The 12,386-nt window shown below is 41.6% G+C and carries 7 protein-coding genes; 6 read left to right on the top strand and 1 reads right to left on the bottom strand.

Annotated elements, in window-relative coordinates:
• The first annotated feature begins 419 nt into the window (after positions 1–419).
• Positions 420–1,097 (top strand): hypothetical protein, encoded by a 678-nt coding sequence (locus M3O96_RS00655; protein ID WP_249717625.1) that lies wholly within the window; start codon positions 420–422, stop codon positions 1,095–1,097.
• Positions 1,098–1,667: 570 nt separating this feature from the next.
• On the top strand, positions 1,668–4,073 hold the full coding sequence (locus M3O96_RS00650; RefSeq protein WP_249717622.1) for an ABC transporter permease: 2,406 nt from the start codon (positions 1,668–1,670) through the stop codon (positions 4,071–4,073).
• 184 nt (positions 4,074–4,257) lie between these two features.
• Here the strand turns inward: M3O96_RS00650 and M3O96_RS00645 are convergent, their stop codons facing one another.
• On the bottom strand, positions 4,258–4,473 hold the full coding sequence (locus tag M3O96_RS00645) for a hypothetical protein (protein ID WP_249717619.1): 216 nt from the start codon (positions 4,471–4,473) through the stop codon (positions 4,258–4,260).
• A gap of 342 nt (positions 4,474–4,815) precedes the next feature.
• Between M3O96_RS00645 and M3O96_RS00640 the strand changes: the two genes are divergently transcribed.
• The 4 genes from M3O96_RS00640 (at position 4,816) to M3O96_RS00625 (ending at position 12,244) form a co-directional block, all read left to right on the top strand.
• Positions 4,816–5,343: an FUSC family protein gene (locus M3O96_RS00640; protein ID WP_249717615.1), complete on the top strand. Its 528-nt coding sequence runs from the start codon at positions 4,816–4,818 to the stop codon at positions 5,341–5,343.
• Between the two features lie 291 nt (positions 5,344–5,634).
• On the top strand, positions 5,635–6,327 hold the full coding sequence (locus M3O96_RS00635; protein WP_249717612.1) for a head GIN domain-containing protein: 693 nt from the start codon (positions 5,635–5,637) through the stop codon (positions 6,325–6,327).
• A gap of 555 nt (positions 6,328–6,882) precedes the next feature.
• Positions 6,883–9,330: an ABC transporter permease gene (locus tag M3O96_RS00630; RefSeq protein ID WP_249717610.1), complete on the top strand. Its 2,448-nt coding sequence runs from the start codon at positions 6,883–6,885 to the stop codon at positions 9,328–9,330.
• 505 nt (positions 9,331–9,835) lie between these two features.
• Positions 9,836–12,244, top strand: a complete 2,409-nt coding sequence (locus M3O96_RS00625) for an ABC transporter permease (RefSeq protein ID WP_249717608.1) — start codon at positions 9,836–9,838, stop codon at positions 12,242–12,244.
• Positions 12,245–12,386: the final 142 nt, after the last annotated feature.

Raw genomic sequence — 12,386 nt, 5'->3', positions numbered from 1 at the left:
TACCATGGAGGACGCTGAGAGCGCGGAGGACAGGAGAAGAAGGAGGGACCGATATCCTGCTTCTCCAGAAGCTGGACTCTATTTTTTCTGCCAAGCCGCAAAAACGCAAAGTAGTATCGCAAAGGGAGGCAAAGGGTATTGAATTTTTACCACTGGACGCGGAGAGCACATAGGAAATGAGAAAAAGAAGCAGGGGATTGTTATCCTGCTTCTCCAGAAGCTGGATTTATTGAAATTTTCCCGAAGATATTGCAGATTAACGAAACGCAGTGAAAAGGAGAATTTAAAATGGAATCAGAGTTTGTATTCTGATTTTGGTAAATATGTTCTGATTATGGTATTTTTTGTTTGGTTTCTATAGTGTAAATTTAATTTTGGGACATACAGGAAATCCTTCATCATTCAATAACCTTAAAACCATGAAAATTAAATTTACTTGGCAATATCTTCTCTGCTTTTTTTGTTTAGCCTCTCTAATGGGGATCACACACGAACTAGTTCACCACGTTACGGGGTACCTCATTTGTGGAGAGTGGGGCTACAAAACATTCAATTCATTTGATTTAGCTGAAGGTTGTGAAGAAGCTAATCCCAATTCTGTTTGGTTTGCCACAATTGTTGCCCCGATTTTGCTCAACTATGTACCTCTGTGGATAGGGTTTTTCATGTTGCGTTCGCAAAAAGAAGGCAATAGATTGTTCGGGTTTTCGCTTATTTTTAGTGTTATTCCAATTATGCGTATTGTTTTCAATCTGTTGGGAGCGAATGATGAACCTTACCTAATTCGTACTTTATTTGGAGATAATCAATTAGCATTTTGGTTGATGAATCTAGTTACTTGGCTGCTTATAATTCCCCCACTCGTGCTTGCTTATATAAGTATAAAAAATAGGTTTAGGATACTGGTATTTACAGGTTTTCTTTTGATTTTTCCTGCTTTTGTATTTGTTTTTGTCGGAATTTTCCTGGAAAATTTGATAGTAGAGCATCATTTTTTATCCGATACCTTGTGGGGGATGCCCTATCTTGTACTCTTGGCAGAATTACTATCCTATATTGGGTATTATAGTTTAAGGAAGCATCTATGGACTGTTTAAAAAAGTTTAGGTCTTAGTCGACAGGCCAAAGGTAAACCGCAATGGACTCGAAGGAATCGCAGAGGTTCGCAAATTTGGATTCATTGTTTTACCACTGAGCTCTCAGTGGACACAGAAAACCGGACCGTCACTCAAAAGCCAATGTTTGTATCTGCACAAACATTCCATATTTTGAATTATTCATTCCTTTTTGGCTAAAGCCTAAAATGGATATTCTTTTCATTTAACCACCAGCTAAAGCAGGTGGCAATTAAAGCCAAGGAAATGCTTCAACTGAATCCTCCGCTAGGTGAATGCCGATAGCTATCGGCATGCAATCCCAACCTTTTATTTTGAATTTATAATTCCAAATCATTTTTCACGAATACTTCCAAAGTACCCATTTCCATATCAAAGACAATTGCCCGAATTCGCACAAAGTTGATCGGGTGGGTTTGTGCGAATGCGGACAAATCGCTTAATTCCTTCAATTTAAGCCTCTTTCTGTGGCATAGAACTGGCAAAGCCAACATTATCAAATGATGCTTGTTTCTTCTTTGTCCTTTGTCCCAATCCACATTTCACATTTCTATGATCCAAAGTTACCTTCGCATTGCCTGGAGAAGCTTGTCCAAAAGAAAGCTCTTTACTTTTATCAACCTCACCGGTTTGGTCTTGGGCCTAAGTTCTTTCCTGTTGCTTTTTTCTTTTGTAGCATCTGAATGGACCTACAATGATTTCCATGCCAACAAGGATAATATATACCGGCTTGTAGTGACGGATGAGGTTAATGAACCTGAGGTCTATCTTCCTCCCGGATATGCTGCAATTTTGGAATCCCAGTTTACCGATATCAAAGCCGCCAACATTCTTGCCAATCAGATTGCAGGTGGATTGGTCATCATCCCCGAGACCAAGGAATCTTTCAAGGAAGATTGGGTGATGTATGCAGATGGGGATTTTTTTAGGTCATTTTCCTTTGCGGTCTCTAGCGGCAATGCTGACCTCACCCAGCCAAATACGGTGGTGATTTCAACCAAACTGGCAAAGAAGTTCTTTGGCAATGAAAATGGGATAGGCAAAACAGTTCAAGTCAGCAACCAATTTGGGAAGTCAGACTATACTGTCACCGGGATTTTGGAGGACATTACAGTCCGATCGGATATCAAAGGGGAAATGTTCCTCTCCATCCATACTTTGGAAAATGCTGCCAACCGCAATGGAAACGATTGGGCAGATCCCAATGGATTAGAATCCGGATTTGTCAACCTCTATGTCACCCTCAAAGATGGTTCAGACAGTGAAGGCGTTGCCGATCAGATTACCCAATTTATCAGACAAAATCCGGATGCAAAAGACGAGAATGTCCTCTTGCAGCCGCTTTCTGAGATCCATTTGGGCAATTCCCTGTCTGACCCTTTGCCTACGCAAGGCAGTATGGGTACTGTTTTGGTTTTCGCAGCCATTGCTTTGATGATTCTTGGGATCGCTTATGTCAATTACCTCAACCTTTCCGCTGCAAACATCCTCACCCGCATCAAGGAAATCAGGATGAGAAAAGTGTTGGGCGCGGACAGTTGGCAGCTTGCGCAGCAGTTTATGATTGAGACTTTGTTGTTGATGGTTTTTGCTTTTGGCTTTTCCTTTTTGTTCGTCAGGCTCGCCGAAGGACCCTATGAAAGTCTCTTCGCCCAACCGCTTTGGTTTGAAGCTTTTGCCCAACCTGCTTTTTGGTTGGTGATTACTGCTATCTTATTGCTTTGCACAATGCTTTCGGGTATTTATGTCGTGGCCCTTTCGGGAAAATTTGGACACCAATTCCAGATCAACTTCCAACCTAAAAGCAGCCAAACACTCAAGAAATCACTTGTAATTCTTCAATTTGCCATCTCGGTCACCATCATCATCGGCACCATCGCCATCCGCGACCAACTCAGCTTTATGCAAAACCAAAACCTGGGAATGGATCTCACGCAGAAGCTCGTGATAGATGGGCCGAGTGACTTGGGCGAAAACGGTGCTTCCAAAGTTTCTGCTTTCAAGTCTTCGCTCAGGTCTCAGGCTTTTGTGGAAAAATTGAGTGCTTCCAATGCCTTGCCTGGAATGGGGTATAATTTCTTTGCAAGTGGGATTACCCCGATGGTGCCACGTCCCGAGGACAAAGACAAATCCTATGGCATGATGATTATGGATGATGAATTTATTGACACCTACAGCATGACCTTGGTGGCGGGAAGGAATTTTTCAACGGAGGAAGCCAATCAGGGCTGGGGACAATCCAAGAAATTGATGCTCAATGAAAAAGCCGCTTTGGGATTTGGTTTTGAATCTGCTGAAGCCGCTGTGGGTCAAAGTATCCTGTGGGGAGAACCTTATGGAATTTTGGCTGTGATCCAAGATTACCACCACATGTCGCTCAAAGAAGAGATCATACCAATGATATTTTTACCTTCTCAGGCAACGGGATATTTCAGTATGGTCGTCAGCAGTGATCAGATGGAAAGCAATCTTGAATCCATCAAAGCGATCTATGAAGAGATTTTTCCGGGAAATCCCTTTGCCTATTTCTTTATAGATGAGCGCTATGCTGTCCAATACCAACAGGAACAGCAGTTGGGACAGGCGTTTTTGGTAGGAGGGATCATCGCGATCCTGATATCCTGCATGGGATTATTTGCCTTGGCGGCATACACCGTGCAGCAGAAATCCAAGGAAATCGGGATTCGCAAAGTACTCGGAGCAAGCAGCCAAAGCCTTATCCAACTGGTCAGCAAGGATTTTGTAATCTTGGTGGGGATTGCTTTGGTGTTGGCATTTCCGATTTCTTGGTGGGCGCTTGATGCCTGGCAGTCTGGGTTTCCTTACAAGGCAGGAATTTCCGTTTCCACCTTTCTAATGGCGGGAGGTTTGACGCTGTTGATTGCGCTGCTGACTGTCGGTTCTCAGGCACTCAGGGCAGCATGGGCCAATCCGGTGGATTCGATTAAGGATGAGTAGATTTTTTCACCACAGGCACAGAGAGCATGGCAGGAGGGAGAAGGAGTATTTGCGAAAAATATTTCAATTAAGAATGAAGAATTAATAATGCTGAATGAAACTCTGGGCTCTCAGTGTGCTCAGTGGTTAAGTATTTTGAAGACAGAAGCAGATTTTATCGCTTTGGAAATGGTTTGGTAATTCGCTATCTAACCATTTCTTTGAGTGATTCTCCGGTTAAAATCAACGAGCAGAAAGCCAACAGGATATCTTTGATAACATTCAGAAAGGTGATTGAACCCGGAATGTCTGTCATGAAGGCATTATAGTTGGTTGGAAATCCTGAGGCTAAAAAGAATAAAATTGCACCGATCCCTCCGATGGCACCGGCTTTGGGGTTTTTGTAATGGAATAAAAGCAAAAATGTAATAACAATTAATATAATTGCAAACACTCCTGATTGCAATGTAAAAAATCAGCGTTTTCTGTGTTCCCAAATGAAAATAATATAATTAAAGCGAGGTAGAGGGCAATTCCTCCCCGCAATAACTGTTTTCCTATTTTTTCTATCTTCAGCAAGTTATCCAGCACCATATTTAAAAGTACTCAATCCTTTGGGGATATTCAATTGGAAGGTATGATTTAAGAATAACTGCAATTGGCTTTTTTAAAATTAGAATGGCCTATAACCTTGAAATAAAGTAACATTTCTTTAAAAAAGTGTAGCGGTTCGGGGCTGTCTTCTGTTAATTTTGTTAAGGTAATGGAAAAGTTTGTCCTTGACATAAAGCAACCGCCTAAAATAAAAATGCTACTCAACAGCATTGCATGGGTTTTGATGGGACTGAGTATTCTCATTTTTGTAGTCATCACAGAATTTATTCCAAATGGAGGAGCTGTAATTGCGTTCACTATTTTATTGGGAGTATTATTGTTTTTGATCAATTATATATTTTTCCCTGCAAAAAAATCCGGAGAACTGTTCCTGACTGATAATGAAGTCAGGATTTTGCAAATGGGAAAAAAGAAGCATTTACCATTTCGGGAAATTTCCAAAATCACTGTAATCCTTCCACAGCATGGAGGAGAATTCCATAAAGATTGGTGGCCTGTCAATGACGTTCCCGGCCCATATCATGCGAGTTTTCAAAACCAACTTTTAGCCAAATTGAAAAAAGGAAAATCGATAATGGTACCTTTTTGCTTGTCATCCAAAAAGCAAGAAAAATCCCTTTTGACGATTCTAAGGGAGAACAGTGAAAAATATGGTTTTGAATTGAAGGTAAAGTAAGTTCCCTTTGCCTTGTTTTTTTCCTGCCCAATAAAATGATTTATAAAAAAAGCAAGCTTAAGATTATCCGGTTCACCCCGTACTTCGTAATTCGTACTTTTTAAATCTTCCTATCTCATCCTACCTCCTTCAAATCGCCCGTCAGCGAACAAAATCCCTTCCTTACGGACAATGTTTTCGTGATAAATGGTCAAAATAGGGGATTTAGGATGGTTTTTTCGTTTGGCACAATCTGTGGAAATATTTTATCGAACCAATATTATTTAACTACTCCAATTATCTTCTACGACCATGTATAATCTCAAACCCATCATCCTTTCATTCTCACTTTTCTTTATTGCTGTTACTGTTTTGGCGCAGGAAACCGAAACAAGAACTCCCGGAAGTTTTACCAAAATCCACTCCGGCGGCAGTTGGGATGTGATCGTCATTACCGGTGATAGGGACGAAGTGAGGTTGGAATCCAATAATATCTCATTGGATAAAGTAATTACAGAAGTGAATAACAATACCTTAAAAATCTCCTTAGAGAAAGGCAATTACCGAAATGTTGGATTGACTGTCTACGTGACGGTAAGGGAAGTCGAAGGCATCAAAAGTACAGGATCGGGAAGTTTCAAAATCCAATCTGACTTAACAACGGGTTCGCTTTCATTAGGCAATACTGGGTCAGGAAATATCATTCTGAAAAATGTAAATACTGATAACCTATCTGTTGGAATGACGGGTTCGGGAAATATTACGGTTGCAGGTGGATCAGTTGGGGAATTTACTTTATCCCAAACAGGATCAGGTGATTTCAAAGGAGAGGGTATTTCTGCCGAAAAAGCAAGCATCAACAAGACTGGTTCCGGCCAATCCGAAATCGGAGAGGTAGAAAATCTGAATGTTAAATCTACAGGTTCAGGAAATGTCTATTATTCGGGCAAACCAGAAAGCGTCAATGTTTCAGCTACTGGTTCTGCAAAGGTGATTAGGAGGTGAATACGGTAGTCAGTTCGCAGTTTTCAGCTAGCAGTGATCAGTTTACAATAGGTAATTTCAATTTGTCCGTTTTCAAATGGATTAGTGGCTGATTCTTCTAAAAAGTCAAAATCAAAATCGGTCATCGGACAATAGACCTGTCAAAAAAAATAGCAAAAACCATTAAAACTCCCACAACCACATTTAATCCCAGACCTATGAATCTAATTGTTGGTACGGAATTTCTGTACCAACATTTTACTTTAAGTATGAAGACACAAGACTTTAGGAATGATGAATTATAAATGATGGATAAATAATGATTCGATAATCCAACGACAAGGACCACCTGATATCAATGAAACTCGATAACCATTACAACCACTACAACAAGAACAACAAATAAAACCAACTATCAAGTACTAAGTATCAAGTACTGGGGAAAACCTGACAACAATGACAACAAAAAGAAAGAGATTCATCACCTCCGCAAGCTCGGGTTCAGAATGACGGTTCTGACTCGATAACAATTATAACCACTACAACCCTTCCAACCACTACAACCACCATTCTCCCATGTTCAAAAACATCTTTAAAACCGCAATAAGGAGCTTTTGGAAAACAAAGACAATCTCTTTGGTAAATGTCCTTGGCCTTTCTATTGGTGTTGCCCTGTGTATCATCATCTCTCTTTTTTTGTACAATGAGTTGAGCTACGACAGGCATCATGCCCATGCCGACAGGATTTACAGGATCAATTCTGAAATCATTTTTGGGGGTAACCACATGAATATGACTTTTGCGCCGGCGCCCATGTCGGATGCCTTGGCGCTTGAGTTTCCCGAGGTGGAAGCTTCGGTTCATTTTAGGCAGAATGGATCTTTTCTGGTCAAAAGAGAAGAGGAAAATATCAAGGAGAACGATGTGATTTATGCCGGGAAGGACTTTTTCAACATCTTCACTGTTCCCATTCTCGAAGGAAGTAAAGATGGAGTCTTGGATGAACCCAATACGATGGCCATCAGTAAAAAAACAGCGGACAAGTTTTTTCCCAATGAAAGTGCTGTGGGCAAAAGCCTGATTTTGGACAACAAAGAAGATTATAAAATCACTGCGGTCTATGAAGATATGCCGGCAAACAGCCATTTCCATTTTGACCTGATATTGGCTTCTCAAGGCTTGGAGGAGGCTCAATCTACGTTTTGGCTCAGTAACAATTTCCAAACCTACCTCTTGCTAAGAAAGGGATCGGACCCAAAGATTTTGGAAGAAAAGCTCAAGCAACTGATCTCGACCCATATTGCTCCGGCATTGAAAGAGGTCATGGGAAGTACCATAGAAGATTTTGAAAAAGGGGGAAATAAAATTAAATATACCCTTCAGCCCTTGTTGGATATCCACCTTTATAGTAACCTCCTAGGTGAGTTTGAACCCAATTTCAGTATTACCTATATCTACATGTTTTCTGCAGTTGCGGTGTTTATCCTGTTGATTGCCTGCATCAATTTCATGAACCTTTCCACAGCAAGGTCATCTAGCCGTGCCAAAGAGGTCGGCGTCAGAAAAGCACTTGGGTCAAGCAAAAAAGATTTGATGTGGCAGTTTTTGACAGAGACTTTTTTGATGAGTATGATTTCTTTTTTTGTTGCGCTTTTTATGGCCGGGCTTTTACTTCCGTATTTCAATGAACTTGCGGGCAGGAGTTTACAGATACCTTATACCAATGTTTTGTTTTATTTGAGTTTGTTGGCAGGAGCTATTTTTGTAGGGCTTCTTGCCGGTATTTATCCATCTTTTTTCCTCTCGGCATTTGAACCTGTCAAGGTCTTGAAAGGAAATCTGTCAGGCATGAGAAGCGGTTCGGTGAGAAGCAGCTTGGTTGTGTTTCAATTTGCGGTTTCTATCATCTTGATTATAGCCACGGTATCTGTTTTTAGCCAGCTCAATTATATCCAGAAAAAGGAGCTTGGTTTCAACAAAGCACAAGTGATCATGATCGAGGATATCTATGCGCTGGGAGATCAGGCACAGTCATTCAAGGATCAGATTACCCAAAGTCCTCTGATTGAAAAAGGAACCTTTAGCGGTTTCCTACCCGTATCCGGCACGTGGAGGTCTGACAATCCATGGTGGGCGGAAGGAAAAGACCCAAAGCAGCAGGAAAATATGGTAAGTATTCAAAACTGGTCTGTCGATTTTGATTACATCAATACCCTGGGAATGAAAATTATAGCTGGACGGGATTTCTCAATGGATTTTCCTTCCGATTCCGGTGCGGTCATTTTAAATGAATCTGCATTGACAAAATTTGCTTTCGAGGGAGACCCGCTAGGTCAGCGGATTATTACCTTTGATGGCAACCCCACTGATGGTTTTGACCAAAATAAATTAGAGGTTAAAACCATAGTCGGGATTGTAGAGAATTTTCACTTCGAATCACTCAAAGAAAATATCGGTGGAGTGATGATATTTCCAAGTAGAAGACCACAGGGATATGCATCCTTCAGGTTCCACGCCCAGGATACTGAAGATGTCATACAGCTTGTGGAGTCCAAATGGAAGGAAATTGCTCCCGGTCAGCCTTTCAATTATTCCTTTTTGGACGACAGATTTGGAGAAATGTATAAGGCAGAATCCAGGGTAGGAAAGGTTTTCGCTGCCTTCACCGTCTTTGCAATATTCATTGCCTGTCTTGGCCTGTTTGCTTTGACGGCATATACCGCGGAGCAACGGAGAAAAGAAATCGGCATCAGAAAAGCACTTGGAGCAAGTGTGGGAGGAATAGTTTATTTATTGTCCAAAGAGTTTACCAAACTGGTTTTGATCGCTTTCGTTTTTGCTGCGCCATTGGCTTGGTTCGGCATGAGTAAGTGGTTGGAAGATTACCAATTCAAGATAGACTTGGGTTGGGAGATATTTGTATTTTCTGCGTTGGGGGTTCTGTTTGTTGCTTGGGCAGTGATGGGAGTACAGTCTGTCAGGGCAGCGATGACGAATCCGGTGGACTCATTAAGAGGGGAGTAATTTGAGAATTATGACTTGGGGAATTCAGAATTATGAATTAATAAAGAACGTCACTCTGAGTTTTCAACAATTTCAAGAATGTTCAAAATGGGGAATGACATGTTGGAATATTGAGGTTGAATAGGAATGTGGCTTTAGCCCATTCACAAATAAATGCCGAGCAAAATATTGGCTTTAGCCAAAACAATGAGATTGGATTTATGAAGGTGGATAGGATTTGGCTAAAGCCGAGGAGATCGGTGCTTTTATTTCTCCTCCAGCTAAAGCAGGAGGAAATTTAATCGAAAAAATAAGTTTTATCGAAATCAGAATCAAGATATCCTAAGCATCGGTGATGTCATTGGTAACGTAGTGAAGAGTCTCAAGGGCTAAAGAGATTCTTCGCTACACTCAGAATGACGGATTCCGACAACAATGACAACCTGACAACCATTACAACAACTACAACCATTACAACAACTACAACCAATCCAACCACTTCCACCACATTACCCCCCCTTACCCTATGATCCGCAACTACTTACTCATCGGCTGGAGAAATCTGAAAAGAAACAAACTCAGAACAGGTATTCATATTTTGGGATTGTCAATCGGGATATCCATCTGTTTCCTGATTTTCAACATCGTTTGGTATTCCCACAGCTTTGACAAATTTCACCCCGATTCAGGAAATATTTTCCGGGTAGGGATGATCACCGATTTTGGGGATGGAGAATTCTCCAACTCCGCTGTGCCCGGACCTCTGGGCGAGGTGGTAGATTCCGAGTTGACCGGCATCGCTGATAAGGGAAGACTTTACACCCTTTGGGAAACATTGGTGATACTTCCCGAATCCAATAAAGTAATGGGAAGATCTAATACAGTGACTTTTTCAGATGCAGGATTTTTTAAAATTTTCCCCAGAAAATGGCTTGCCGGAAGTCCTGAAAATTCACTCGAAAACCCCAATTCGGCAGTAATCAGTCTTGCCTCTTTGGAAAAATATTTTCCCGAACAACAGCCTTTGGATGTTTTGGGCAAGGAAATCATTTATTCGGATTCAGATACCATCTCTGCACAGGTGACGGGTGTTGTGGCGGATTTTGAAGAAAATACCGACCTCGTCTTTACTGATTTTATTTCCTATTCCACCATCAAGAGCTTGGACAAGGAGAATTGGTATGGGCTTGATTCTTGGGGAAATGTCAATTCCAGTTCCCAGCTTTTTATCAAAAAAGAAGCTTCCAAAACCGAATCCGACTTGATTACAGGTTTGGATAAAATCTCCGAAAAAAACCTTAACCAAGAAGGAGGAAGTTCAAGGTTTACCCTTCAACCTTTGGCTGAAGTCCATTTTGACCAATCCGATCCGGGTTCACAATCTGTCTCCAAGGTGTTTTTGAAAGGCCTGATTTTTATAGGCCTGATCATTTTGACGCTGGCATGCCTGAATTTTATCAACCTCGAAACAGCCCAAGCTATCGGTAGGGCAAAAGAAGTGGGAATCCGAAAAACCCTTGGCGGCGACAGGTCGCAGTTGGTCTTCCAGTTTTTGTCAGAAACATACCTGATTGTTTTCTTTTCCTGCCTCCTGAGCATTGTGCTGACCGAGGGATTGGCCATGGTTTTCAAAAATTATCTTCCTTCAGGCCTGGAAGTGGATTATCTCAGTCTGGAGAACCTTGGGTTTTTGGCGGTGATTTCCATTGTTTTGACATTGTTGGCGGGGATTTACCCTTCGCTTATTTTGGCCAATTATGATCCACAGCGTGCCCTCAAAGGAGAGAAGGAGCAAAGTGGGAAGTTTTCCATTGGGGTTTTTTTGAGAAAAAACCTGGCCGTCCTTCAGTTTGCAAGTTCTATCGCTTTTATCATTTTGGTTTCGGTGATCTCTTTCCAGATGAAGTACCTATCGAGCCAACCTTTGGGCTTTGAGCGGGATGCGGTAATGTTTACCCAACTTCCTTTTATGGCGGGTGTGGACAAGGCCGAAAGGATAAGAGAGAGAATTTCCCAGTTCGGATTTGTCAAAAATGCAAGTTTGAGCGGGGATGTGGTGTCCTCCGACGGGCTTTGGACTTCTGATTTGTATGTACCAAAAGACACTTCAGAATCGCGTCATATTGTCCAAGTCAAAAATGTCGATTCGGCCTTCGTGGCAGTCAATGGGCTGAAAGTATTGGCAGGAAAAACAGGATCCAATCAAAAGGACGAAATCATGGTCAATGAAGCTTTTGCCAAAGAAATCGGTGTAGCAAATCCTGATGAAGTGGTGGGTTTGATGGTGAGGTTTGGGGCCACCCAAAGAAAAATTGTTGGTGTGGTCAATGATTTTAACTCAAGAACATTGAGGGAGGAAATCCGACCGATGGTGTTGAGTTATATTCCGGAGGGACTGAATGTGCTGAATGTCAAACTCGAAAATGGCTATAACCTTGCCCTCGCCAAAACCGAAATGGAGGGGATATTCAAAGAGGTCTACCCCTATGATGAATCCGAATTCAAGTTTTTGGATGAGGCCATTTCCAAGTTTTATGAAGAAGACCTGAAGATCAGGAATGTGTTGGGCATGGCCTGCATCCTTGCGATTGTCATTTCAGCATTGGGTCTTTTTGGGCTTTCCTCCTTTACCATCGCACAGCGAACAAAAGAAATCAGCATCAGAAAAGTGTTGGGCGCGTCCGTTCTTCAGATTTTGGGTTTGATTTCAAAAGAGTATGTCATTCTGATTTTGGTGTCGTTTGTCCTGGCGGTGTATCCTGCCTATTATTTTCTAAACCAATGGTTGGATTCCTTCAGCTACAAAGTGGAAATGCCCTATTTCATCTATTTTCTTTCCGGTCTTGGGGTGATGTTGCTCTGTCTGCTGATCGTGGGGATACATTCCTACATGGCTGCGCAGACCAATCCGGCGGAGATTTTGAAAGACGAATAAATTTAGAGGCAAGAGACGAGAAGCGAGAGACGAGACTTGGGAAATTCAGAATTAAGGATGATGAATTAAGAATGTCGGATTCTGCAATTAGAGAACCTAATAACTCGACTACAAATACAACAATTATAACAAATAGAACCAA

Source organism: Aquiflexum sp. TKW24L (genome assembly GCF_023502205.1).
Classification (GTDB): domain Bacteria; phylum Bacteroidota; class Bacteroidia; order Cytophagales; family Cyclobacteriaceae; genus Cognataquiflexum.
This window is presented reverse-complemented; position numbering and strand designations above follow the sequence as displayed.

Excerpts from the sequence above, each read along its gene's own strand:
- M3O96_RS00655 (WP_249717625.1), top strand. The coding sequence starts at position 420 with ATGAAAATTAAATTTACTTGGCAATATCTTCTCTGCTTTTTTTGTTTA.
- M3O96_RS00650 (WP_249717622.1), top strand. The coding sequence starts at position 1,668 with ATGATCCAAAGTTACCTTCGCATTGCCTGGAGAAGCTTGTCCAAAAGA.
- M3O96_RS00640 (WP_249717615.1), top strand. The coding sequence starts at position 4,816 with ATGGAAAAGTTTGTCCTTGACATAAAGCAACCGCCTAAAATAAAAATG.
- M3O96_RS00635 (WP_249717612.1), top strand. The coding sequence starts at position 5,635 with ATGTATAATCTCAAACCCATCATCCTTTCATTCTCACTTTTCTTTATT.
- M3O96_RS00630 (WP_249717610.1), top strand. The coding sequence starts at position 6,883 with ATGTTCAAAAACATCTTTAAAACCGCAATAAGGAGCTTTTGGAAAACA.
- M3O96_RS00625 (WP_249717608.1), top strand. The coding sequence starts at position 9,836 with ATGATCCGCAACTACTTACTCATCGGCTGGAGAAATCTGAAAAGAAAC.